The following is a 23806-nucleotide window of genomic DNA, read 5'->3' as shown; positions in this document are numbered from 1 at the left end:
CACTGTCCAGATTCGAACGCGGCCTCACCCGCGACGACCAATTCTTCCAACGCTACTCAGACTGGCTCAACAACAATTGACAGCTATAGGAGCATCATTCCTGCCCCCGCCCCCTACCTCCGCACCAGGCCCCCGCCAAGCCCCGGGACCACGCCCCGGGACCGCGCGCCGGGGCTGCCGCCGCCTCTACCCTGTGGGCGCGAGGGCAGCCACCCATTCGCCCCGGCGCAGGACCCCCGCCAGTTTGAGGTCAGGGTCGGTAACGACGACGTCGGCGGACAGGCCTGCACGGAGGTCGCCTGCCTGCGAGGACAGCCCGAGGACCGCGGCCGGAACGCTTGTTGCCGACAGTACGGCGTCCTGCAGGGGGACACCTGCGGCGACGGTGGTGCGCACGACGTCCAGCAAGGTGGCAGTTCCGCCGGCAATGGCCCCGGTGCTGTCCAAACGCGCTACGCCCTGGTCCACGGTGACGGCCAGCGAACCGAGCTGGTAGGCCCCGTCCCGCAGGCCCGTGGCCGCCATCGAGTCGGTAACCAGGGCTATGTTTTCCGCGCCCACCAGGTCGAACACGAGCTTGACCGTTTCCGGCGCCAGGTGCACGCCGTCTGCGATGAGTTCCACCACCGCATTGCCGGCACGGGCAGCACTGAGGCTGGCCGATACCGGGCCGGGGGAGCGGTGGTGCAGGCTTGGCATCGCATTGAACAGGTGCGTGACGGTAGGCCTGAACCGCCCGGTTGGATTTGACGGAGCAGATAACCCGGCAGCAGCGTGCTCCAGGAACCCTGCAGCGGCCGCCGGGTCCGCGGCGGTATGCCCCAGGGACGGGATGATGCCGCGTGATGCGAGCAGATCCACCAGGCCGGACGCCCCGGGAAGCTCGGCCGCCAGCGTGATGGACGCCAGGGATGGTCCGGCGGCTTCAAGCATCTCGGTCATCAGGGCCGGGTCCGGTTCGAGGAGCAGCGAGGGATCGTGGGCGCCGCATTGCCCTGCCGCAAGGAACGGGCCTTCGAGGTGGGACCCGGCAATCAGTCCTTCCTCTGCCAAAGTCCGCAGGACAGAGAGGTTGCGCACCAGGTTCCCCGGCGACCCCGTCACCAGGCTGGCCAGCAGCGTGGTGGTACCCCGGCTGTGCAGGTAGCGGGCCGCCGACCGGGCGGTGTCGAGGGAACCCTCGGAGAAGTCGGAGCCGTTCGCGCCGTGGCAGTGCAGGTCCACCAGGCCTGGCAACAGGATGTTTTCGGTCGCAGGCCCAGCCTTCCCGCGGTATCCGGACGTCGGCCCTGCATAGGTGACGCGGCCGGCGTCAACCGCTATGACGCCGTCGGCAATGTCCATGCTTCCGGTGATCATCCGGCCGCGCAGGACCCGCTCGTTGCTCATACTTCCGACCATTCCGCAGTAGGTGTCCCTAGGGGTCCCCCTGCCACTGCCGCAGCCATCGCCGCGGCCAAAGCAGGGTCGGCGGCGGCCACCCGGTCTCCTCCGGAGAGCCCGTGGCCTGCCCGGGCGGAAGTGTGGACTGCCGGGACGCCACTTTGGAGCAGCCGCGGTACCAGTTCCAGCGTCACTCCGCCGCCGATCTGTGGAGCGGTCCGGTGCGGACCACTACCTCGGATTATTCCACACTGCCAAAGTTATCCGCCTGTTATTTCCCTCCGCACGCAGGACCGTCTATGGTGGAAAACGCTAAGCATGCTTTCTATTTCGAAGGGGATGTACACATGCGTAAAGTTCCGGCGCTTGGATTGATGACTGCAGCGATGCTGGCCCTGGCCGGCTGCACGGGCGGAGGAGGCGACGCGGCCAGCCCCACTGCGACCACGACGGCGTCACCCTCCCCTACCGAGGAAGAGAAGGTCTACACGGAAGATGAGCTGCGCGACCTCATCTCCGGCAAGACCGACGCCGACGGCAACGAGCTGAAGCTCTACTCGAAGGAGCAGGTGGACCAGGGCGGGAACATCGCCAACCTGCTGCTGAGCACCGCAACGGTGGACCCTGAAGACTGCAAGGACATTGCCACCGCCGGCCTGCTGGACACCGTGGAGAACGGCGAGGTGGCCGTCGCGATCTCCGAAGGCAACCAGCCCCGCACCCTGTCCGCGCAGTCCAGCGGTGAAGGGGAGGACGCCGAGCAGGTCCTCACGGACATCAAGGGCAAGATGGACCAGTGCGCCACCTTCAAGGTTGAGGCCCTGGGCCAGAGCTACGAGGTCTCCAGCGAGGAGCTGCAGGCCGAGACGGATGCCCAGGAAACCTTTGCCACCCTCAGCAGCCGCAGCGGCGAGAACCAGCAGAAGCTGATGCAGGTTTCTGCTGCGGAGGGGCGGCTGCTGGTGGTCGCCACCAAGAGCGGCGCCGAGCTTGGCGACGCGGACCAGAAGGAGCTTGAGGACCTCATTAACGAGGTGCTTGAGCAGGCCGACGGCGGCGGCGCCACCTCCAGCCCGACGTCCACCTCCACGTCAACGTCCACTTCGACTGCTACGTCCACGGCCTCGCCGGAGGACACAGCCTCCCCGATGGCTACGGAGACCGAGGACAGCGAGTCCACGGCCTCGCCGACAGCATCACGCTGATCCGGTAGCCGCCGATTCAACAGCAAGGGCGGGCAGGACCAGTTGGTCCTGCCCGCCCTTCGCTGTTTCTAGCGGATCCAGAATTTAGGCGCCGACCGGAGGAGCGGGCAGATGCTGCCCTCTCAAAATGAGCTGCTCCAGTTGCCGGGCCAGCTCCGCCGACGGCACGGAGGCGTCCACCTTCACGAAGTCCTTGTATTCCGGCAGCGCAGCGTAGGCGTCCCGGAATGCGATGAGGTCCTCCAGCGTCTCGTCATCCGTCCCGCGGGCAACAATGCGCCGGTGCGCCTCACCGGGGTCAATATCAAAATGGACGACGGCGTCAGGCACCGGAAGTGCCTTCAGCAGCCAGGGCAGGAAGCGACCGCGGGGCAGGCCCTTGGTGGTTCGAAGTGCCAGCTGGCAGTACAGGTGGCGGTCCATGACCACCAGTCCCTCAAAGCGGCTTGCCCTCAGGTGGGAAACCAGCACGTTCCACACCCGGAAGGTGGTTTCCAGGGCCTCGGCCAGGCCCTTGGGCAGGCGGATCCCCGTCCTGACGGACAGGACGGACACGGTGCGCCGTCCGGCATGGTTGTTCAGCAGCACCGCTTTGCCGCCGTGCGCTTCGACGGACGACACCAGGGCAGCGGCAGCCGTGGACTTGCCGGAACCGTCGATTCCGGTAAGAACAATGATCACGTGGCCTCCTTCTGCCATGGGTTAAACGCCCCCGGTTCCCGGGAAGTCCCGCTTGAGGTGGGATTCCCAGCTAACGGACCCTCTTTCACAGGTTTGCCGGCCAAACCACAGGTTCCACACTTCCATGCGATCAAGCCCCTGAAAACGTAGGCTGGAAAGCGGCCGGGCCAGTACGGCCGGAAGCAGCGGCTTTCCCACGGTGAAAGGCAGGACCATGACCACATCCAATAACGAGCCCCTGAACGACGCAGACCTTCGCGGCCCCGGTGACCCTGACGAAACCAAGAACGGCCCTGCCCAGGGGAAGGAAGCCCCGCAAAGCGGCCTGCACCCTGAACTGCCCGGCGCATCCAACATCCGTGAAGAGCAGCAGGCCCATCCCGGCGGTACCGTCCCGGCGTCGTACGTCGGCAGCGGCGAGCCCGGGCAGGAACACAAGCCCGAGGAAGCCCTGGAGGAGTCCGGAACCTGGGACGACGAAGTCTGACGTGATCACCCGTGCGCACGTTGACCGGGCTGCGGACCGGACCGCCGGCCTCACCCGCCTGACGCCCGTTATGGCGGCGGACCGGTGCGCGTTCCCCGGACAGGCCTGGTTCAAATGCGAGTTCATGCAGCACACCGGGACCTTCAAGGCCCGGGGCGCGCTGAACCGGATCCTTGCCAGCAAGGAACGCGGTGAACTCCGGCCGGATGTGGGCGTGGTGGTGGCCTCCGGCGGAAACGCGGGCCTCGCCAACGCCTATGCGGCAGCCCAGCTCGGCGTCCCCGCCGCGGTGTTCGTTCCCTCCGCAGCGCCGGAAGTCAAAGTCCAAAAGCTCAAGGCCATCGGCGCCACCGTGGTCCAGGGCGGTGCGGAATATGCCGAGGCCTACCAGGCGGCGGTGGCATACGCCCGGGAAACCGGGGCCGTATACTGCCACGCCTACGACCAGCCCGAAATCGCAGCGGGCGCCGGAACCGTTGGCACCGAACTGCTGGAACAGGTGCCCGGCGTCGAGACCGTCCTGGTGGCTGTCGGCGGCGGCGGACTGATGGCAGGCGTTGCGGCCGCCGTGGAAGGCCACGCAAAAGTTGTGGCCGTGGAACCGCACGGCGCACCTACCCTGCATACCGCCCTTGCCGCGGGAGAGCCGGTGGACGTGGCGGTGTCCGGCGTCGCGGCGGACTCGCTGGGAGCCCGCCGCGTCGGTGACATCGGCTTCTCCGTGGCGGTCCGCACCGGCGTCGAAAGCGTCCTGGTGTCCGATGACCATATTGTTGCAGCCCGGACTCAGCTCTGGAACACCTACCGGATAGTGGTGGAGCACGGTGCCGCGGCCGCCTACGCGGCCCTCACCAGTGGCGCCTACGTGCCCCACCGGGACGAGCGCGTGGCAGTGATCCTCTGCGGCGCCAATACGGACCCGGCCAGCCTGTAGCTGGGCGGCCGGGCCCGGTTCGCGGAGGGTATTTAGCTGCAGAACTGGCTGTAGGTGCTGCCGGCTTCCTCGTAATCGGCCTGGAGCTCTGCGAGCTTGGCCTCGTCCGGCGTTTCCTTCGCCTGCTCGTCCGTGTACTCGATGATCGAGGCGAGGGCCGGCTTCAGGTCGTCGGAAGCGACGGCGTGGATGGGGCGGATCTGGTTTGCCAGCCGGTTCATTCCCGTCTTGCCGGCGCTGTTGGCGGGGTTCGACACAACGGACTGGATCCGCTCGCAGGTTTCTTCGGTGGACAGTTGGTGGGAGGCGGAGCAGGCTGTAGCCGAAGCAACCAGGCCGGCGGCGAACAGGACTGTGGCGAATTTCTTCATGGATCCCTCAGTAGTCAATAGAGGTTTCGATTGTAAGCAGAATGGGGGCTCCGATGCCTTGGCGGGCCCAACTGCTGTACTTAAACTGGCTACACCTCGGGCGAGGTCCGGGACGTCACCACGAGCGACAGCTTCCAGATTCCCACAACGGCGGCACTGTTGGGGAACACGCTGGCGGCGGTCAACGCCAAGTTCGACGAGCCGGCAGCGGATCTACACGAAGTGGTCCTGGTCCCTGCACGGCAGCACGGCCACGATGACCGGTACGAGTCAGGCCCCTAACCAGCAGCCCTCCCGGCGTCTACTTCCCGAGGTAGCGTCCGGGGCGGTGGTTCAGGGCGAGGATGAGGTTCAGCAGCGTGGCGCCGACGGCGGACAGCAGCACCATCAACGGTGGCACCAGTACCAGCGCCGCCAGCACGATGGCCACGTCCAGCACCATCTGCACGTACCCGGCCCGCCACTTCAGCTTGTCCTGCAGCAGCAGCGCCAGGATACTGAAGCCGCCCAGGCTGGACTTGTGCCGGAACAGGATGAGCAGCCCGACGCCGGCCAGCAGGTTTCCGCCCAGCACCCCATAAACGGGGTCGATCACCAGCGGCCCCAGGGCCCAGGGGTGCAGACTTGCCATGGCCGAGACCAAGGCGATTGCCGCGCCGGTGCGCAGCGCGAAGTTCCAGCCCTTCTTCCACACCGCCAGCCCAAAGAACGGCAGGTTCACCCCGAAGAAGATCACGCCGAACGGCAACGGCAGGGTGTAGCTTAGCAGCAGGGCCAGGCCGGCCGTGCCGCCGGTGACGGCCTCGCTGGACTTGAGCAGGTACAGGCCCAGTGAAGCGGCGAAGGTTCCGGTGAGGAAGCCCAGGACATCCTCGAGCAGGGAATGACGGACGGCCGACGGCGGCGTGGCGGGTGCCGCCGTCGTGGTTCCTTCCGCAGTGGCCGGCCCGGCACCGCGAACGTTTGTGGGGGTGGGCATGGTGGCGGTACTCACTGGACGGCAAACCGTCCGCGGTCTGCCAGGACAGCGAGGACGCGGTCGTTGGTTTCTTTGTCCGCCAGGGTGACACGGACGCCGTCGCCCGCGTAGCCGCGGGCGAGGATATCCGCGCCGGCCAAGGCAGCCAGCAGCTCTTCCCGGAGCTCGTCGGAGGCGCGGAGCCAGTAGAAGTTGGCCTGGCTGTCCGGGACGTCCCAGCCGAAGCTGCGAAGGGCGGCGATGACCCGGGTGCGTTCCTGTGCCACGACGTCGGTCCGTACGCTGAGTTCATCCCTTGCGGCCAGCGATGCCACGGCCGCGGCCTGGGCCATCCGGTTGACGCCGAAGGGAATGGCGGTCCGGCGCAGTCCGTCAGCCAGGGACGGACGGGCGATGGCGTAGCCGATCCGCAGGCCGGCGAGGCCGTAGGCCTTGGAGGTGCGCAGGATGCACAGGTTGGGGTAGCGCCGGTAGAACTCCAGCGAGTCCAGGCCCGGGCCGCGCTGGTACTCGATGTAGGCCTCGTCCAGCACCACCAGGACCGTGGACGGCACGGACTTCAGGAAGTCCTCCAGCGCGCCGGCGTCAATGGAGACGCCCGTCGGGTTGTTGGGGGAGCAGAGGATCACCAGGCGGGTGCGGTCCGTGATGGCGGCGGCCATGGCCGCGAGATCGTGCTGTTCGTTGTCCAACAGAGGCACAGGGACAGGTGCAGCGCCGGCCACGGTGACCAGGATGGGGTACGCCTCGAAGGAACGCCACGCGAAGACCACCTCGTCCCCGGCATCGCAGACCGCGGTGATGATCTGCTGCAGCACGCCGGAGCTGCCGGGGCCGGCGGCGATTTCCTCCGGAGATACTCCGTAATGCCGCGCAATGGCCTCCCGGGCGTCCACCGCGCCCATGCTGGGGTACCGGTTGATCCGGCCGGCTTCGGCAGTAACAACCTCGACGACGGACGGCAGCGGAGCAAAGTGGCTTTCGTTCGAGGCCAGGGCGGCAGTCAGTTCAGACTCTGCGCTTTTACCGGCAACGTACGCGGGGAGGTTTGCGACGGCGGCGCGCAGCCCGGGAGCGGCAGTGTCGGGAAGGGTGCTGGTCATGCAAAGCATCGTCGGGCAGCGGCGTGCGTATGCGCAACACAGCTGCTTACTGCAGGACAGATCCTGCCTTGCCAGCAGGATGGAGTGGCAAAATGCTCAGTATGCACCTTCTTGATGCTCTTGACGCCGAGATCCTCCTCACACTCGACGACGACCCGCAGGCGACCGTCCTCTCGCTCTCCAGGACGCTGGGAGTTGCCCGCAACACGGTCCATGCGCGGCTGCGCCGCCTGGTGAATGACGGAAGCCTGGCGCCGTTCAGCCAGCGGGTCCGGACCGAGGCGCTGGGACTGCCGCTGACCGCCTTCATCTCCATCTCCATCAGCCAGTCCTCTAGCGACGAAGCCACGGCCGAGCTACGGACCATCCCGGAAATCATCGAAATGCATGCCACCACGGGAGATGCCGACCTGCTGGCCAAAGTGGCGGCGAAGGACCCTGCCGACCTCCACCGGGTGACCAATGCGATGCTGGCGATTCCCGGCGTCGTCCGCACGAGCACGGCCATGTCTCTGGTGGAGGTCATGCCGCCGCGGACCGTGCCGCTGTTGCATTCGGTGGCAGGCCGAAAGTAGCCACCGCGTGGTGATGCAATTTCACCTCCTGCGCCAGCCCCGGAGGCAGGCAAAGCGCCGCCCGCCTCGGGGGAGAGGCGGGCGGCGCTTGGTTAGGAGATGTGCGACGGCGGGCCGTCCCCGCGGTCAGTGCTGGCCGAGGCTGCCGCCAACAGGCGGCAGGCCGCCGTCGGGACGACGATCGTCCTCGCGCCGCTCGCCGGCGCTCAGGTTCTCGCCCTCGATGGTCTCGTCGGATTCACCGGTGGTGTCCACCAGGCCGTTTGTCTGGTCGAAGGGGTGACCGATCCGGTCATCACCACCAAGGTCGGCGACTGAGCCGGTGGAGCCGGCGGCCGCCGTCGTACCCGTTGTTGCCGTATCCGTGCGCGTAGTGGTGGTATCCGTCGTCAGGGGCGTGACGGTGGCCGGCTCCCCGGTAGTGGCTGGAGTTACCGTTTCGTCCGCAGCTGCAGTCTCGCCCTTGTTGCCCCCGGCAGCCATGGCGGCAGCGGCACCGGCTGCTGCCGCAACGCCCAGTCCGGCGGCCACCTTGCCCGAAACACCGGCCTTGCCGGAATCGCCGCGGGATGCTGCTGCGTCTTCCACGCCGGGCGTTCCTACCGTTGCGCCGGGGTTGACCGTGCCGCGCCAGGCGCCGCTCGCGTAGCCTTCGTCCTCGATGAATTCCTTGAAACGCTGCAGGTCTGCCTCGGCCTGCCGGTCAACGACGTTGAGCTTGTCGCCCACCTTCTCGATCAGTCCCTCGGGCTCGTAATCAATCGTCAGCCGTACGGACGTCTGGCCGCCGCCTACGTCCTCGAACTCCACCACGCCTGCGTTCGTGGCACCTTCGGTGGCAGCCCAGGCCACCTTGCGGTCCGGGACCTGCTCCAGGATCTTCGCTTCCCACTGCCGGCGGATGCCACCGATTTCGGCCACCCATTCAAGCCGGTCATCGGCCAGCTGCGTGACGCTCTTGACGCCGCCCATGAAATGCGGGAATTCCTCGAACTGGGTCCATTGGTTGTAGGCCGTGCTCACCGGTACGTTCACCAGAATGCGTTTTTCCACCTTCGTGCTCATAACGTCTCCTTCGCTTTGTCACCGGAACTGATGACTCGGAAAAATCATCAGCATGCTTACCAACATACCTTTTGGGCTCGTCCATATCCAGAGCACGAAAATCGGAACGGACGACGGCGGCCCCTGGCCGGGTGCGCCGTCGGGCAGGCCAAAGCCCGGCCGCGGGGAGGCGGCCGGGATGGACTGCCGCCTACTTGGACGCCGGCGGGGCGGGTTCGTCGGCCCCTTCTGCCGGATCCTGGGAATGTACGCGGATCTCCGTGACGTCCGCGTCCGGATCGCCCTCGGCGGGTGCTTCGGTATGGACTCGCTCGTCCAGTGGATAGTCCGTCATGGCTGGTGTGCTCCTTGGAAGGCGAACGGGGAAGGCGGCGGGACGCCACGAAAACCGGGGTTGCGCTACAGATCATTCAGCGCTCCCGGCCGCGGCCTGTCAAGGACATCGCAGGGTAAGCCAGAGGCTCTGGCCGGGACGGTCCATCTGTGCTGGACTGTGGGGTGCAGTGGCACCAACCAGCGCCGCCAGTTTTCGGAGGAAGACGGGCGGCACCTTTTCGAAAGAACATGGAAGGCCGGCGCCGCCCGGCCCTCGGAAGGAACACTCATGGCACCGTTCAAGATCGGATATTTCGTGGGAAGCCTGGCAACAGGCTCCATCAACCGGACCCTTTCCAAGGCGCTGATTAAGCTCGCGCCGGAGGACCTGGAGTTCACGGAGATCCCCATCCGGGACCTCCCGCTCTACAGCTACGACTACGACGCCGACTTCCCGCCCGCAGCCCGTGCCCTCAAGGAGGCCATCGAGGCGTCGGACGGCATCTTGTTCGTATCCCCTGAGTACAACCGGTCCATCCCCGGTGCACTCAAGAACGCCATCGACTGGGGCTCCCGGCCCTGGGGCAGCAACTCGTTTGCCCGCAAGCCCACCGGCATCATCGGCGCCTCCGTGGGCAGCATCGGTACTGCCGTCATGCAGTCCTCCTTCCGCAGCGTCCTCAGCTTCCTGGACGCGCCGCAGCTGAACGCACCCGAGGCCTACATCCATTACGACGCCGCTGTTTTCGGCGAGGACGGCGAGGTGAAGAAGGAGGATACCGCCAGGTTCCTGCGCCACTACATGGACGAGTACGCCGCGTTCGTTGCGCGCGTCCTGGCAGCCAACGCACCCGGGCACATCGGCGACCTGGAAACCGACGAGGCCAAGCTGACCCGCTAGCAGCAATATCGGAGCCGGCATGCGGAGGCGCGCCGTCCCAGTACGGCGGCCTCCGAGTCCGTGTGTGCTGGGCGTCAGTCCAGCGGCAGGGTTACCGTCACTTTGGTGCCGTGACCCGGGCTGGAACTGATGTCCACGCAGCCACCGGCTTCCCGGACGGCCACCGACATAAGGCGCAGCCCATAGCCGTGGTGCCGTCCGCGCGTGGCGCGGCGGCTGTCAAAGCCGGTGCCGTCGTCGGCCACTACCAGGCGGATGCCGTGGTCCACCGCGGCAAGCCGGACGGTGAGGTGGGACGCCCCGGAGTACTTATATGCATTGCTGAGCGCCTCGCGGGCCGACTGGTAGAGGAGGGTGGCGCAGTCCGACGGAATCTCGATGCCCCAGTGCGGAGTGTCCCAGCAGACCGCGGTCCCCCTCCGGCGGAGGGGCCCGGTCAGCCGGTCAATGCAGCCGGCCAGTCCCAAGGCGTGGAAATCGAGCGGATGCTGGTCCGTCAGCACGCCTCCCTCGGTGGTGACATCGCCCTCAAAAGCTGTCTTGTCTCCCATGACTTCCTGCTCCCCACAAGCTGGTTGGTCCGATGCCTCCAGCGTGGACCCGCAACTTCAGGGGTCCGCAAGGATTGGGTCAAGATCCCATCAATTCTGCGCGCGGCCCAGCCTCCACTAGTCTGGCTGCTCTATGGCCGCAGATTGCTGCTGCCTTGGCTGGAATGGCTTCCGCTGGGGGAGCCGGAGAGTGGGTGGCAATGCCTGAATGGCTTCAGGCACTGTTGTGGGGCACGGTGGCAGGCGCGGCGCTGGTGCTGGGCGCGGCCCTGTCCTGGCGGTGGGCGCTGCCGTCCAAGCTGGTGTCCTCGATCATGTCCTTCGGGGCCGGCGTGCTGATCTCGGCACTGGCCTTTGAACTGGTGGACGAGGCGGTGGAGGGCGGTGGGCTGTGGCCCACCGCGGCGGGTTTCCTGGCGGGTTCGGTGGTCTACGTCGGGGCCAACATGTTGCTTGCCAGGGCGGGGGCCAAGCACCGCAAGCGCTCCGGCACCCAGCAGCCGTCCGAGGAGGAGGACCCCGGCAGCGGCACAGCCATCGCCGTCGGGGCGTTGCTGGACGGCGTGCCCGAATCAGTGGTCCTGGGCGTGGGCATGCTCGCCGGCGGAGCGGTCAGCCCGGCCATGATGGCGGCAGTCTTCATCTCCAACGTGCCCGAAGGGCTGTCCGGGACCGCCGGCATGAAGAAGGCGGGCAGGAGCGCCCGCTACGTCTTCGGGCTCTGGGGTGGAATCGCCTTGCTCTGCGGCGTGGCCTCGCTGGTGGGCTACGCAGCTCTGGAGAATGCGCCCGGCGGGGTGGTGGCCTTCATCACCGCCGTGGCTGCCGGCGGAATCCTGGCCATGCTGGCGGACACGATGATCCCGGAGGCGTTCGAGGAACACCACAACCTGACCGGCCTGACGGCCTCCGTGGGCTTCCTGACCGCGTTCACGGTCCACCACATCGGCGGTTAGGCCCCGGGGCGGGACCGGGGGACCGAAGGCCCTACCCCCTACTTGTGCCGGAGACCTAGAATCTCGCCCATGGGAACCCGTCAGCCGGAATCGGCAACCGAAGTCCTGACCGTCGAGGAATGCTGGAAGCTCCTGGGCTCCTCCTACGTCGGGAGGCTGGCAGTCATCAACGGGAGTACGCCGGAGATCTTCCCGGTGAACTTCGTTCCCGCGGAAGGGGCGCTGTATCTGCGGACCGCCCCCGGAACGAAACTTCGGTCGATGCTTACGGGGAATCCGGTGGCGCTGGAAACGGATGCGCTCAACGTCTACGGGACGGAGGTGTGGAGCGTCGTCGTCAAAGGCGTTCCCTCGCGGGTGGAGGACGGCTCCCTGCCCCTGGAACTGGCCGATCCGGATCGCGAACCCTGGGAGCCGAGCCTCAAGGAGCACCTGATCCGCATCAATCCCACCGAGGTCACCGGCCGCCGGTTCGCCGTCCATTCGCGGACGCGCTGGTGGCCGCCCCTGGATTTCACTGCAGACTGGGAGTGACGGCGCCGGGGCCGGTACGACGGCGGGACACGGGAACGTGCTGCTTCCCGCCGTCGCGATAGCTGGAGCAGGCCCTGCCGGCTGAGGTCCAAGGCGACCAGGCGGCCGCTGGCCATCATTGCGGAAGCCGCGGGCAGTCTGCCCGCCGCTGGCCATGTTGCGGATATCGAATGCATCGGGGTCCACGTGCTGCGGCCCCCGATTGGGCTAATTGTCATACCTCAACGGCTCATTTCCACACCTCAAATCGTGCGTTTTTCTTGACTGAAGCTTGCCCCTTAATTTCCGCTTTTATGCCGATCCTTTGCGGTCTCCTTGGAAGACTCGAGATCCATTGCAGAAGTGTCTCTTGGGGGGATTGTGAAGAAAATGTGGCGTCCATCGCAAATGCCGCCGGCGCACGGCTTAACGTCCCGTGGGGACGGTCGGGAATTGTGATTACTGTCATAATTCCCGCACATAATGAAGCTGCTGGAATTGCAGATACCCTGGCCTCCTTGCGGGACCAGACGCGCAGTCCGGACCGGGTCATTGTGGTGGCGGACAACTGCACTGACGGCACTGTGGAAATCGCTGCGGCTTCCGGCGCGGAGGTAGTCCGGACCGTGGGGAACGCGGATAAAAAAGCGGGTGCCCTGAACTTCGTTCTCGCAGGACTTCTGCCCCATGCGGCTCCCGAGGACCTGATATTGATCCAGGACGCCGATTCCCAGTTGTCCCGGGACTTCATTGAGCGCTCTGTGGCCCACCTGCAGGCTGATTCACGGCTTGGTGCTGTGGGCGGCGTTTTCACCGGGGCGGGAGGCGGCGGGTTTGTGGGGCACCTCCAGCGGAATGAATATGCACGCTATGCCAGGGACGTGCGGCGCCTCCGCGGCAGATGCCTGGTGGTCACGGGAACTGCTGCGCTGTTCCGGGCCCGCACTCTCCGGGATGTGGTGGCGGCAAGGCTGGATGGCACCCTTCCGCCAGGGAATGGCCGCGGAGGCGTTTACGATACCTCGGTCCTCACAGAGGACAACGAGTTGTCCTTTGCCCTGTTGACCCTCAAGTACCGCATACGTTCGCCCGCTGACTGCACCCTGGTGACGGAGGTGATGCCCACCTGGCGTGAACTGTGGGCGCAGCGACTGCGCTGGAAGCGTGGGGCGGTGGAGAACTGCGTCCAATACGGCTGGACCAGGGTGACCCGGCCCTACTGGGGCAGGCAGTTCCTGTCGTTAGTGGGCGTGGCCGTCACCATCGCCTACGTCAGCACGGTGGCATTGGCACTGGCCACGGGGGAGGGGCTGCACATCCAGCCGTTCTGGCTCGCCGTGACCGGTGTCTTCGTGATCGAGCGGGTGGTGACAGTGCGGCTGCGGGGATGGAGATACATGCTCGCAGCAGCCACCATGTACGAACTTGTGATTGACCTGTTCCTGCAGGTAGTCCACGCGAAGGCCTATGCAGATGCAGCCTTCAACAAAAAGAAAGCCTGGTAACTCCATGTACAACAACCCAGCAGTACCTGCCGCCGCGGGGGCCGGTTCCGGAACTCTCGCCATGACCGGCGCGGGCGACCTCTTCTGGCTTGCGCTCGCCGCTTTTGCCCTTCTGGCGCTGGGGCTTGCCGTCAGGCGGATCGTCCCCGTGCGCGGAACCAAGTCCTAACAGGCGCCGGATGGCTCAACCTGCCGCCAACCACGTTCCCATGAAGAATGCAGCGGTCAACGTGCACGCTGCATTCTTCATGGCCGGGCTCCGCCCTGGCAAGTGTCAGGTCACCACGTTGACCACATTCGAGCACCCGGCAGTGTCGCAAACTTTATAGGCGATGGTGCTCCCGCCCTTGATGGTGTTGATGAAGCTTCCGGTGTTCGGGATGGTTTTCCGGGTGCCGTTAATCCACAGCGTCACGCTGCTCCCCGTTGCCCCGGTCCACTTCAATGTGGTGGAACTGACCGATTTGGTCTTGGTGGTGGAGGTGCTCAGCGTGATTGCGGAAACAGGCTGGGCCGGGGCAGCGGCTACCGCAGGCACAAAGGAAAAGTCACGGATCACCACGCTTTCCGGCTTGACGTGGGCGGGGTCACCTCCGCCCCCGCCGGTCACCCAGAGATTGAAGTGGATCTGTTCCTTAGCCGGGATTGGTACCGTCGGCCCTTCCAGGACCGTCTTCTTGAGGAGGCTCCCAGTGAAGCCTTCCCCCTCGAAGGTTTCGAACGTAAGCCGGCCGGGTTCCCATACCATTCGGTGGGTGTTTATGGGGCTGGACGTTACGCCAAAGACCGTGGTGTTGTTGCCCTCCCCGGGGGGCCTGCTGGCATCAAACCAGTACCCGTGGCCCTGGGTCACAGGCCAGGACTCTCCGTAGGCGGCCCCGCCGCCCCAGGCGGAGGCCTCGCACAGGTCGATCTCGTTGTACCCGGGCGCCGCCAGGGGATCATAAGTGAAGAGGCATCCCCACACCACTTCCTTCTGAAGGGTGGTCAGGTCCTTCTCCACCACGGTGCGGTAGGTGCCATAACCAAATCCTTGCCTGGTGGACTGGAACTCCGCGCCAACGGGGGCATTACCGCTCGGGTTTGTGAGGCTGAGGGTAACGTGTCCGTTCGCGTCCGGGTTGGTGACATTGGCGGCGGCAAACAGTTTGTTGTACTGCGGCGCCCCGCCCCAGAAGCGTTTCTCCCAGTTGAAGCCTTTCCAGGAGAAGTTGCCGGCCGGCCCGGGATTGGGATCAAGCGGCGCGGTATCCGCGGCCTGGGCTGGCGTAAAGCTTGCCATCATGGCCAAGGTTCCGGCCGCAAGCATGGCCAATGATTTGCCCCGATTTGAGGTGTGGTGGACAGAAAAGCGAAAACAAGCCATGCAAACGCCCCTTATCAGTTGCTCGCAGCGAGCAATTTGCGCCCCATTGAGCACAGGTTGATCTTCGGTCACCGCTTTGGAAAAAGGCAATAGCTTGACTCCCCGATTTTTCCGTAGAAAACAACCTCAAGCAAAACGCAACACTCAATGGAATCTCAAGAAATGCGCATTACCGGTTGAGGAATGGGCGTACATCCAATTCTTTGGGTAATCTCATGAGGGCTTTCCGTGAATTAGGACCAGGGGCATCCTTTTGGCTTCCGTCTCCGAACACTTAGTGCATTGCGCCAGCAAGTTTGCAGCGCGATGGGCGGAAGCGGATAAGGCTTGAGGGGGCATGGATGGTGGAGCGCGGCGTCGCCGTAGTGGTTGAGGACGATGACGACGTCCGCGACATCCTGACCGAGGTGCTGCTGCAATCCGGTTTTGCCGTCCACTCGACATCGTCCGGCTCTGCGGGTGTCGAAGCCGTTTGGGAACACAAGCCGGACATTGTCACTATGGATGTTGGCCTTCCTGATTTTGACGGGCTGGAGGCCTCCCGGCGGATCCGGACCTTTAGCGATGCCTACCTCATCATCGTCACCAGCCGTACCGACGAAGCCGATGCGCTGATGGGATTCGAGGCGGGGGCCGACGACTACCTCACCAAGCCCTTCCGGCCGCGGGAACTTAGGGCGCGGATCGGTGCCATGCTCCGCCGCCCCCGGTCACTGCCCACTGCTCCGGCTGGCGGCTCACCGGGTCACGGGCAGTGGCACCGGCGGGATTCAACGGACGACGGTGGCGGGGCAGCCCCGCATGATCGGCGGGTAGGGGGAGTGCCGCCGGAGCAGCAGGAAGTACCGGGTTGCTGCGATTTCGCCCACCGCGGGCTCACTCTGCACGAGGATTCACGGCAGGCAGCCATTGAGGGGGTTCCCGTGGACCTGACGCGCACGCAGTTCGACATCCTGCTGGTCCTGATGGAGAACGGGCGGACAGTCCAGACCAAGGCCGACCTGGTCCGGAGGCTCCGGAACGAGCCCTACAGCACAAACTCCTTCGTCAGTGCAGGCGAGGAGCGTGCAGTGGAGGTGCATGTGGGCAACCTTAGGAAGCGGCTGGGGGACAGTTCACGGCATCCTCGCTGGGTGGAGACGGTCCGCGGTGTCGGCTACCGGATGACGCAGTAATTCCCCAAAGGGTTGCCGGTCACCTGCCTTAGCGTAGTCTCGTTCAGGCGCCGGAGGTTATAGCCCCGGCCAGGAGGAGGCGAAAGTGCCCTGGGAGACAATTGCCGGAATAGTGGCAGGCATCCTGCTGGCATACGCCGTTTTGTTGTTCCTCCTGTGGGTGTACGCCCGCCGCCATCCCGAAACCGTCTCCATGAAGGATGCCCTGAGGCTGCTGCCGGACCTGTTGCGGCTCATCCGCAGGCTCGCGGCGGACCGTACTGTCGCCGTCGGCGTCCGCGTCCGGCTGGTGCTGTTGCTGGCCTATCTCCTGTCGCCCATCGACCTGGTCCCGGACTTCATCCCCGTGATCGGCTACGCGGACGACGCCGTGATCGTGGCCCTGGTTCTGCGCTCGGTCATCAAGCGGGCCGGCGAAGCAGCGGTCCTGAAGCACTGGCCTGGCAGCCCCGCAGGGCTGGACGTCATCCTGCGGGCGGCGAGGCCCGGCCGGCGGACGCGATAAATTTTGTTGTCCCTACCGGCGCCTTTCCGGCTGTGGGCTGTTAGCGTGGAGGCCCGGCCAATGAAGGAGGAGCGATGACAATCAACTCACCCGATTCCCTGCCCGACGACGAAACGCAGGACGGCGTGGAAGGCGCCGCGGGCAATGCGGCACCGCACAAGAACGACGGCGGGATCCCACAGGGCGGCGACGGCATCGGCATAAGCGTGGACGCCGAACCCAACACCTTCGAGCCCGAGGAGGACCCGGACTCCACAGAGGAACCGGGCAGCTAACCGCCCGGCGGGCGGTGCCGCTCAAGGTTTCCTCAAGATTCCCCAAACCGGCCTGTTTTGGAAATTTCCAATACCTACCGGCCGGTAAATTCTTCTTGTTTCCATGTTATTCCCCCAACTAGGAAGCACAGGGAGCCCCCGCGCTGGAGCCTGACTCGCGCGGGGGCTTCACCTCAATTAAGCGATGTCGCTCTGGGCAAGGTAGGAGTGGTAGAGGGGACGGGACGCGTCCCCAGTTCGAACCTGGCGGGGAGGGTGGCCCGAGCCCTGACCCGCGGCATGCCCGGTGACGAGGTACCGCCCTTGTTCTGATCTGCATCAGTGCCATCGGCTCGGATACCCGGCACCGCTCCGCTCCTGCGAATCGGCGGCAGGGAATTGCAACGCTTCCAAAAACGCGAAAAATCCTAGCGTGTAGATCTGTTGTAGATTGTTGACAATTGCTACGCTTGGGAACGTTAGCAGCTCACCCGTCCTTCCAACCGGACCCAGCCCCAAGGAAACACGATGAAAAAACGGCGCATCGACACTCCTGCTTTCGAGCTTGATGAAACGAGCCGGACTGGCCATCACTGCCCCAAAACGGGGTGGTGGTCAGCCGCCGGTGATCCGGCAGCGGCACGCTTCATTACCAAGGGGGAACTCATGCCCGCTTCATGCGGGGAGCCCGTGCTGTGGATGCTGGGGAAGGCTGCCGGGAGCCGGAGCCTTCGGCCTGCAGCTGTTTTCGCTTCCAGCCAGTAGGCGGAACTGAAAGTCCTTACTGCTCCCTGGGCAGCCGGGCCTCGGCCACGAGTTCGGTCAGCCACGGCCGGTGGCCCCGATGGAACACCATCCCCTTCGGAAGTCCCCGTACGGTAGGTACCGAGTTGGCGATATCGATGGTGACCCGCTCTCCGGCCATGGGTGCATTGCTGATATGCAAGTCACCGTAGGACGGCGGCAGGTGGGGATCCATCCAGAACCCCCCGCGGGCAACGTTGGCGTCGTATCTCATCAGGCTCGTCACCAGCTGGATGGGTGACGTCGCGGCCCAGGCCTGGGGCGAGCAGGCCGTCGGGTAAGGTACGGGCTCGCCGTACTGCTCCCTGCTGAATCCGCAGAACAACTCAGGCAGGCGGCCCTCGGAGTATTCGGCGGCTTCGAACAGGGCGGTGGAAATGCGCTGCGCCTCTTCAACGAATCCATAGCGCATCAAGCCTGCCGCGATCACGGCGTTGTCGTGCGGCCACACCGAGCCATTATGGTAGCTGGCGGGGTTGTACGCGCCCATGTCCGTCGCCAGGGTGCGGACGCCCCAGCCGCTGAACATTTCAGGGGACATCAGCCGTTCCGCAACCAGCGGAGCCTTGTCCTCATCGACGAGGCCTACCCACAGGCAATGTCCCATGTTGGATGCGCAGGCATCTACCTGCCGCTTCTTGCCGTCCAGCGCGATGGCGTAGTATCCCCGGTCCGGCATCCAGAACTCTTCATTGAACCGCACCTTCAGCTCCGCAGCGCGCTCCGCGAGCTCAGCCGCCAAGGCTGTCTCTCCAGTGTCGTAGGCGATCCAGGAGCGGGCCATATAGGCGTCATAGACGTATGCCTGGACCTCGCAGAGGGCGATCGGTGGCTCTGCGAGTGTTCCATCAGCAAAGTTGATGCCGTCCCAGGAATCCTTCCAGCCCTGGTTGATAAGTCCCTGGTCATTGAGGCGCTGGTACTCCACAAAGCCGTCGCCGTCCCTGTCGCCGTAGTCCCGTATCCACTCCAGGGCGCGGTCGGCGTGCGGAAGCAGCGCTGCGATGGTGTCCCTGGCGAACCCCCAGCGGCTTACCGACCCCAGGAGCACCACGAACAAGGGCGTTGCGTCGATGCTGCCGTAGTAGATGGATTTCCCTCCCAGTGCCAGGGAACTGGAGACGTCGAGCCGCACCTCGTGCAGGATTTTCCCGGGTTCCTCCTCGCTGACGGGGTCCACCACGGCGCCTTGCCGGTCAGCCAGCGTCTGCAGGGTGCCCAGCGCCAGGGACGGGTCCACAGGCATGGCCATCTCTGAGGCCCACAGGGAATCCCGGCCAAACAGCGTCATGAACCACGGCGCTCCGGCCGCCACCACAATGCGCTCCGGGTGGGTTGGATCTTCAATGCGGAGGGCACCAAGATCGTCATAACTGCGGCGGAGCGTCCTTTCGACGGATCGGTTACTCATATGCAGTTTGGGGATCTTGGCCACCCATTCCTGCCGGCGGCGGTCGCTGCGCGACAGTTCGCCTTCGGCCGGGCGGACTATGGGTGCCGCGGCGGCCCCGGAGCCGGGCGCCACTGTCAGGACCGTGTTCCACTCGCCGCGCGGCGGGATGGTGGTGACACAGTTCAGCTCCTCACCCTCCGCGTTCCAGGGGGTAGCGGAACTTACGACGACGGACTTCCGGACTTCGTTCCAGCGGCCGCTGATGCTCAGGGTCTTCCCGTCGAACTCACGGGATTCTTCCCACTCCCGTGGGGTCCGGGCTTCCTTGACTTCAAAGACATCCGCGAAATCCGAGCTGACGGTGAGTGAGACTGCGCATTCCACGGGCGTTGTGGAGTGGTTATGGACGGTGATGTGTTCCACGATGCCGATCCCCAGTTCCCGCCTGCGTTCCACAATGAGCGGGCTGTCCGCGTAGCCGTCCGATCTGGCGACCCTGCAGGCGAAGATTCCCCTGTATGGTTCCTTCGTCTGGGCCGCCAGGGGTTCGAGGGGCTGCCCGTTGACGGTCAGGTTCAACCTGGACAGGATGCGCGTGTCCTGGAAGAAGAGCCCGTGCGGATGTTCGGGGTAGATGTCTCCGTTCGGCAGGGAGATGCAGAAGGACGTGCCTTCCACCAGTGTGACCGTGCCGGCGCCAAGTGGTCCCGCCGCCGTGTCCGCGTTCCATCCAGCCATTGCCCGGCCTCCTCGGGGAACTGCCTGACGGGCAACCGCTCCGGGTTTGGGGGCTGGTTGGCCGTCCTCTACGTGGTATGCCTGAGGCTACTCTTGCCGCACGTTGCAGGCCAGAGCCGCGCGCCGGCGTCGGACTTAATGCCCATGGAGAGGTCGTAGTCGTCGTCGATGTGGAAGAGCCGCCGGTCCCCGATGTGGTCCACCACCCAGATTGTCCGGCCGTCGGCGGTACGTTCGTCCACCCTCCCGCTGTAATGGTCAAAGCCCTGCCGGCCCAGTGTCACCATGTCGCCCGGCTCCAAGGATGACCACATGGTTTCCCGGAGCCTGCGGGCAGCTCGGGTTTCGAAGGCGGGAATGGCCCGGTTGTCTTTCATGTGTGATTGCTCCTTGCTGACCGGCAGCTGGCGCCAGTGGCAGCAGGCGGTCATGGAAATAAGTGTGGTTGAGTAAGGGCCCAGTTCCGTTGGAACTGGGCCCTTATTTATGCAGTGGTTCAGCGGGTCCTTGCTTCTAGGCGCTGATCCCGGCTGCTTCAGGATCAGACGTAAGGTCCTCTACCGCCTTCTGCATGTGGCGTTCAATGGCATGCTGGAGTCCGTTGCGATCGCCTGTTTCCAGGTGGTCAAGGATCTTCTGGTGTTCCTGTACCAGGACGTCAATGCGCGGGTAAGCCACTTCCAGCCCGAGGATACACATGCGGGATTCGGCCGCGAGTGTCTCATAAATCCGGATCAGGCGGGTGTTGCCGGTGCCTGACACGAACGTGGTGTGGAACTGCATGTCCAGCCGTGCCAGCGACTGCCAGTCTGAGGCCTTCACCTGCTTGGCCATGTTTTTGATGATGCCCTTGAGTTCCCTGCAGGTGGCAGCAACCTGCTCGGGGTCCGAGTTGAGGAGGGTGTTGGCGGCAGCGAGCTCAACAGCCTCGCGGACGGCGTAGATTTCCTTCACGTCATCCGCTGTCAGCTCCAGGACGAAAACCCCGCGGTTGCGCTTGCTGACCAGGATGCCTTCCTGGCAGAGCCGCTGCAGCGCTTCCCGCAGCGGCCCGCGCGAGGTATTGAGCTGGCTGGCCAGCGCAGATTCGTTGACCTGCTGCCCGGGCCTGAAAGCCCCCTGGACGATCAGCTCCCGCAACTGGTCGGCGATCAGTTGCGCCGTGGGGCGACCTTCCAGTACGAATGTTGCCTCCGGTGCCGCCATTGACATCCCCTCATTTCATGCTTGGGCAGATTGAATTCTTGTTAGAACGCTATTGCTGTGTACTTGTACTCCAGGAATTCGTCGATTCCCACTTTTCCGCCCTCGCGTCCCAGGCCCGATTGCTTGACGCCCCCGAAGGGTGCGGCAGGGTTGGAGACGATGCCGGTATTGATCCCGACCATTCCAACCTCCAGTTCCGCCGAGAAGCGCATGGCTTTTTCCATGCTCTCGGTAAACACGTAGCCCACCAGTCCCCATTCCGTGTCGTTGGCCAGGCTGAGGACCTCGTCTTCGCTGTCAAAGGACGATATGGCTGCCACTGGCCCGAAAATCTCCGTGCTCATGAGTTCGGCATCCCTGGGAACATCCATCAGGACCGTGGGAGTGAAGAAGTACCCCGGACCTTCCGGGCGGGTTCCTCCGGTCAGCACTCGCGCACCCTTGGCCGTTGCATCAGCGACGAGGCTTTCGACCTTGTCGAGCCCCTTCTGCTCGATCAGAGGCCCGACGTCGGTGCCCGCCACAGCGCCGTTGCCCACCTGCAATTCTGACATCTTCTTGGAGAACTTCTCGCCAAACTCCTCCACCACGGACCTGTGGACGAAGAAGCGGTTGGCTGCGGTGCACGCTTCGCCCATGTTGCGCATCTTGGCTTTCATGGCACCGTCAACGGCCTTTTCGATGTCGGCATCGGCCAGGACGATGAAAGGTGCGTTGCCGCCCAGTTCCATGGATGACCGCATGACGTTGTCGGCCGCCTGCCGGAGGAGGACCTTGCCCACCTCGGTGGAACCGGTGAAGCTGATCTTGCGGGCGATGCCGCTGTCTGTCCACGTGCGTACCACGCTGGAAGCCGAAGCCGTGGTGACGACGTTGAGCACGCCGTCGGGAAGCCCTGCCTCTTTGAAGATGGCCACCAGTGCCAGCGACGTGAGCGGTGTGAGCTCTGCCGGCTTGAACACCATGGTGCAGCCGGCGGCCACGGCAGGGGCGATCTTGCGGGCGCCCATGGCAAGGGGGAAGTTCCAGGGAGTAACCAGCACCGAGGGTCCCACAGGTTCCTTGGTGATCTGGATGCGCGTGGTTCCGTCCACCGATACCGTGCTGTCGCCGCCGATGCGCACGGCTTCTTCGGAGAACCAGCGGAGCATTTCAGCACCGTAGGCAACCTCACCCTTGGCTTCGGCCAGGGGCTTGCCCATCTCGGCAGTCATGATCGCCGCGAGATGGTCGGTATTGGCGGTGACCAGTTCATAGGCGCGGCGAAGGATGTCGGCCCGCTGGCGCGGGGTGGACTTGCCCCAGGCCGCCTGGGCCCGGCCGGCGGCTTCGATGGCCCGCACGGCGTCCTCGGGCCCGCCGTCGGCTACGTTGGCGATGACTTCGTTGGTTGCAGGGTTTTCCACGGCGAACGTGGCGCCGTCGGCGGCCTGTTGCCACGTTCCGTCAATAAAGAGCCCGGTGTGGAGGCTGTTGGGATCAAAGGAGGAGTTCATGGTGATCTTTCAGTGATCAAGGGGGATTAGGAGGTGGCAGTTTTGAGGGCCTGGGTGAACCTGGTCAGGCCGGCCTGGATTTCGTCGCTGGTGACGTTGAGCGCCGGGATGATGCGGACGACGTTGCCGTGCGGGCCGCAGGTGAGGAGGAGCAGTTCTTCCTTGATGGCGGCCTGTTGGACGGCCAGCGCCGTGGCGGCGTCGGGGGTGTTGTCCGCGGCGGTGAATTCGACGCCCTGCATCAGGCCCCGTCCGCGGACGTTGCCGATGCCGGCGAACTCGGTCTGCAGCTTGTCGAGTCCGGCGCGCAGTTCGTCGCCTCGCTGCAGGGCGTTTTCCACCAGGTTTTCCCGGCGGATGACTCCGAGGGTGGCGACGCCGGCTGCAGCGGCGACGGCGTTGCCGCCGTAGGTTCCGCCCTGGGAGCCGGGCCACGCCTTGCCCATCAGTTCAGCTGAGGCGGCGATCGCTGAGATGGGGAAGCCACTGGCCAGGCCCTTGGCAGTGATGACGATGTCAGGGGTGATGCCGGCCCAGTCGTGTCCCCAGAATTTGCCGGTGCGTCCGACGCCGGCCTGGACCTCGTCGAGGATGAGCACGATGCCGTGGCGGTCGGCGCGTTCGCGCAGGCCCTGCAGGAAGGCAGGGGGAGTGGGAATGTAGCCGCCGTCACCCAGGACAGGTTCGATGATGAAGCCGGCCGTGTCCGCGGGTGTGCTGATGCTCAGGAGGATGTGGTCCAGTTCCTTGAGGGCGAAGCTGACCGCGGTTTCCTCGTCCCAGCCGTACCGGTACCAGTGCGGGAAGGGCGCGACGTGCACGCCGCTCATGAGGGGGGAGAAACCGGACCGGAACTTGGTTCCGGCGGTGGTCAGGGACGCTGCCGCGACCGTCCGTCCGTGGAATCCGCCCTGGAAGGAGATGATGTTCGGCCGGCCGGTGGCCATCCGGGCCAGCCTGACAGAGGCCTCCACGGCTTCTGATCCCGAAGTTGCGTAGAAGACGCTGTCCAGCCCCTGGGGCAGGACCTCCCCCAGCAGTTCCGTGAGTTGCAGCAGGGGCTGGTGCATCACGGTGGTGTACTGGGCGTGGACAATCTTGCCCACCTGCTCGCGTGCCGCGGCCACAACATCCGGGTGGCAGTGGCCGGTGCTGGTGACACCAATCCCGGTGGTGAAGTCAAGATACTTCTTGCCGTCGGTCGCGTGGATCCAGCTGCCGGAGGCATGATCGACGACAACAGGAGTCGCCTGCTTCAGGATGGGGCTCAGGGTTGCCATGTCTTCTTACTTTCTTCTGATTGTAGATTGTCAACAATAGGCGACACCGGGTGGTATCGCAAGTT

General features: G+C 65.0%; 26 protein-coding genes. 12 read left to right on the top strand and 14 right to left on the bottom strand.

Going from position 1 to position 23806, the window contains the following annotated elements; all coding sequences use genetic code 11:
- Positions 1-186: 186 nt before the first annotated feature.
- On the bottom strand, positions 187-1389 hold the full coding sequence (locus AC5RTT_RS01695; RefSeq protein WP_494143749.1) for an N-acetylglucosamine-6-phosphate deacetylase: 1203 nt from the start codon (positions 1387-1389) through the stop codon (positions 187-189).
- Between the two features lie 368 nt (positions 1390-1757).
- Here AC5RTT_RS01695 and AC5RTT_RS01690 point away from each other — a divergent pair, with 368 nt between their 5' ends.
- The gene (locus tag AC5RTT_RS01690) at positions 1758-2588 is read left to right on the top strand and encodes a hypothetical protein (protein ID WP_494143748.1); all 831 of its coding nucleotides are present in this window, start codon (positions 1758-1760) and stop codon (positions 2586-2588) included.
- An 84-nt stretch (positions 2589-2672) separates the two neighbouring features.
- On the opposite strand, the gene AC5RTT_RS01685 is transcribed toward AC5RTT_RS01690, so the two are convergent.
- On the bottom strand, positions 2673-3269 hold the full coding sequence (locus tag AC5RTT_RS01685) for a nucleoside/nucleotide kinase family protein (protein WP_494143747.1): 597 nt from the start codon (positions 3267-3269) through the stop codon (positions 2673-2675).
- A gap of 214 nt (positions 3270-3483) precedes the next feature.
- Between AC5RTT_RS01685 and AC5RTT_RS01680 the strand changes: the two genes are divergently transcribed.
- Positions 3484-3756, top strand: coding sequence for a hypothetical protein (locus AC5RTT_RS01680; RefSeq protein ID WP_494143746.1), 273 nt, complete (start codon positions 3484-3486; stop codon positions 3754-3756).
- 1 nt (position 3757) lies between these two features.
- Positions 3758-4690: a threonine/serine dehydratase gene (locus tag AC5RTT_RS01675; protein ID WP_494143745.1), complete on the top strand. Its 933-nt coding sequence runs from the start codon at positions 3758-3760 to the stop codon at positions 4688-4690.
- A 32-nt stretch (positions 4691-4722) separates the two neighbouring features.
- Here AC5RTT_RS01675 and AC5RTT_RS01670 read toward each other — a convergent pair whose 3' ends face one another.
- The 3 genes from AC5RTT_RS01670 to AC5RTT_RS01660 all read right to left on the bottom strand — a co-directional run bounded on the left by AC5RTT_RS01670 (position 4723) and on the right by AC5RTT_RS01660 (position 7143).
- Positions 4723-5061, bottom strand: a complete 339-nt coding sequence (locus AC5RTT_RS01670) for a hypothetical protein (protein WP_494143744.1) — start codon at positions 5059-5061, stop codon at positions 4723-4725.
- Positions 5062-5362: 301 nt separating this feature from the next.
- Entirely contained in the window at positions 5363-6040 is a 678-nt protein-coding gene (locus AC5RTT_RS01665) for a YitT family protein (RefSeq protein ID WP_494143753.1), read from the bottom strand.
- A gap of 11 nt (positions 6041-6051) precedes the next feature.
- Positions 6052-7143, bottom strand: coding sequence for a histidinol-phosphate transaminase (locus tag AC5RTT_RS01660; RefSeq protein WP_494143743.1), 1092 nt, complete (start codon positions 7141-7143; stop codon positions 6052-6054).
- A gap of 92 nt (positions 7144-7235) precedes the next feature.
- Between AC5RTT_RS01660 and AC5RTT_RS01655 the strand changes: the two genes are divergently transcribed.
- Positions 7236-7718 (top strand): Lrp/AsnC family transcriptional regulator, encoded by a 483-nt coding sequence (locus AC5RTT_RS01655; RefSeq protein ID WP_494143742.1) that lies wholly within the window; start codon positions 7236-7238, stop codon positions 7716-7718.
- Between the two features lie 126 nt (positions 7719-7844).
- Here AC5RTT_RS01655 and AC5RTT_RS01650 read toward each other — a convergent pair whose 3' ends face one another.
- On the bottom strand, positions 7845-8783 hold the full coding sequence (locus AC5RTT_RS01650) for an SRPBCC family protein (protein ID WP_494143741.1): 939 nt from the start codon (positions 8781-8783) through the stop codon (positions 7845-7847).
- Positions 8784-8973: 190 nt separating this feature from the next.
- Entirely contained in the window at positions 8974-9117 is a 144-nt protein-coding gene (locus tag AC5RTT_RS01645) for a hypothetical protein (RefSeq protein ID WP_494053271.1), read from the bottom strand.
- A 270-nt stretch (positions 9118-9387) separates the two neighbouring features.
- Between AC5RTT_RS01645 and AC5RTT_RS01640 the strand changes: the two genes are divergently transcribed.
- Positions 9388-9999, top strand: a complete 612-nt coding sequence (locus tag AC5RTT_RS01640; RefSeq protein WP_494143740.1) for an NADPH-dependent FMN reductase — start codon at positions 9388-9390, stop codon at positions 9997-9999.
- Positions 10000-10073: 74 nt separating this feature from the next.
- On the opposite strand, the gene AC5RTT_RS01635 is transcribed toward AC5RTT_RS01640, so the two are convergent.
- Positions 10074-10550: a sensor histidine kinase gene (locus tag AC5RTT_RS01635; RefSeq protein WP_494143739.1), complete on the bottom strand. Its 477-nt coding sequence runs from the start codon at positions 10548-10550 to the stop codon at positions 10074-10076.
- A gap of 200 nt (positions 10551-10750) precedes the next feature.
- On the opposite strand from AC5RTT_RS01635, the gene AC5RTT_RS01630 reads away from it, so the two are divergent.
- From AC5RTT_RS01630 to AC5RTT_RS01615, 4 genes are all read left to right on the top strand, one after another.
- Positions 10751-11506, top strand: a complete 756-nt coding sequence (locus AC5RTT_RS01630; RefSeq protein WP_494143738.1) for a ZIP family metal transporter — start codon at positions 10751-10753, stop codon at positions 11504-11506.
- Between the two features lie 69 nt (positions 11507-11575).
- Positions 11576-12040 (top strand): pyridoxamine 5'-phosphate oxidase family protein, encoded by a 465-nt coding sequence (locus AC5RTT_RS01625; protein ID WP_494143737.1) that lies wholly within the window; start codon positions 11576-11578, stop codon positions 12038-12040.
- 371 nt (positions 12041-12411) lie between these two features.
- Positions 12412-13524, top strand: coding sequence for a glycosyltransferase family 2 protein (locus AC5RTT_RS01620; protein WP_494143736.1), 1113 nt, complete (start codon positions 12412-12414; stop codon positions 13522-13524).
- 4 nt (positions 13525-13528) lie between these two features.
- On the top strand, positions 13529-13693 hold the full coding sequence (locus AC5RTT_RS01615) for a hypothetical protein (RefSeq protein WP_494053276.1): 165 nt from the start codon (positions 13529-13531) through the stop codon (positions 13691-13693).
- 105 nt (positions 13694-13798) lie between these two features.
- Here the strand turns inward: AC5RTT_RS01615 and AC5RTT_RS01610 are convergent, their stop codons facing one another.
- Complete coding sequence (locus tag AC5RTT_RS01610; RefSeq protein ID WP_494143735.1) at positions 13799-14809, bottom strand: LamG domain-containing protein; 1011 nt, start codon at positions 14807-14809, stop codon at positions 13799-13801.
- A gap of 422 nt (positions 14810-15231) precedes the next feature.
- Here AC5RTT_RS01610 and AC5RTT_RS01605 point away from each other — a divergent pair, with 422 nt between their 5' ends.
- From AC5RTT_RS01605 to AC5RTT_RS01595, 3 genes are all read left to right on the top strand, one after another.
- Positions 15232-16065: a response regulator transcription factor gene (locus AC5RTT_RS01605; protein ID WP_494143734.1), complete on the top strand. Its 834-nt coding sequence runs from the start codon at positions 15232-15234 to the stop codon at positions 16063-16065.
- Between the two features lie 85 nt (positions 16066-16150).
- A complete protein-coding gene (locus AC5RTT_RS01600; protein WP_494143733.1) occupies positions 16151-16570 on the top strand; it encodes a YkvA family protein in 420 nt (139 codons plus the stop codon).
- A gap of 74 nt (positions 16571-16644) precedes the next feature.
- Positions 16645-16845 (top strand): hypothetical protein, encoded by a 201-nt coding sequence (locus AC5RTT_RS01595; protein ID WP_494143732.1) that lies wholly within the window; start codon positions 16645-16647, stop codon positions 16843-16845.
- Positions 16846-17605: 760 nt separating this feature from the next.
- On the opposite strand, the gene AC5RTT_RS01590 is transcribed toward AC5RTT_RS01595, so the two are convergent.
- The 5 genes from AC5RTT_RS01590 to AC5RTT_RS01570 all read right to left on the bottom strand — a co-directional run bounded on the left by AC5RTT_RS01590 (position 17606) and on the right by AC5RTT_RS01570 (position 23741).
- Positions 17606-19759 (bottom strand): amylo-alpha-1,6-glucosidase, encoded by a 2154-nt coding sequence (locus AC5RTT_RS01590; RefSeq protein WP_494143731.1) that lies wholly within the window; start codon positions 19757-19759, stop codon positions 17606-17608.
- 68 nt (positions 19760-19827) lie between these two features.
- Positions 19828-20136: a hypothetical protein gene (locus tag AC5RTT_RS01585; RefSeq protein WP_494143730.1), complete on the bottom strand. Its 309-nt coding sequence runs from the start codon at positions 20134-20136 to the stop codon at positions 19828-19830.
- Positions 20137-20272: 136 nt separating this feature from the next.
- Entirely contained in the window at positions 20273-20965 is a 693-nt protein-coding gene (locus AC5RTT_RS01580; protein WP_494009613.1) for a GntR family transcriptional regulator, read from the bottom strand.
- Between the two features lie 41 nt (positions 20966-21006).
- Positions 21007-22461: an NAD-dependent succinate-semialdehyde dehydrogenase gene (locus AC5RTT_RS01575; protein ID WP_494143729.1), complete on the bottom strand. Its 1455-nt coding sequence runs from the start codon at positions 22459-22461 to the stop codon at positions 21007-21009.
- A gap of 26 nt (positions 22462-22487) precedes the next feature.
- Positions 22488-23741 carry an aspartate aminotransferase family protein gene (locus AC5RTT_RS01570; protein WP_494053284.1) on the bottom strand — a complete coding sequence of 418 codons (1254 nt, stop codon included), beginning with the start codon at positions 23739-23741 and terminating at the stop codon, positions 22488-22490.
- Positions 23742-23806: the final 65 nt, after the last annotated feature.

Source organism: Arthrobacter sp. Y3221157, from assembly GCF_059089865.1.
This window is presented reverse-complemented; position numbering and strand designations above follow the sequence as displayed.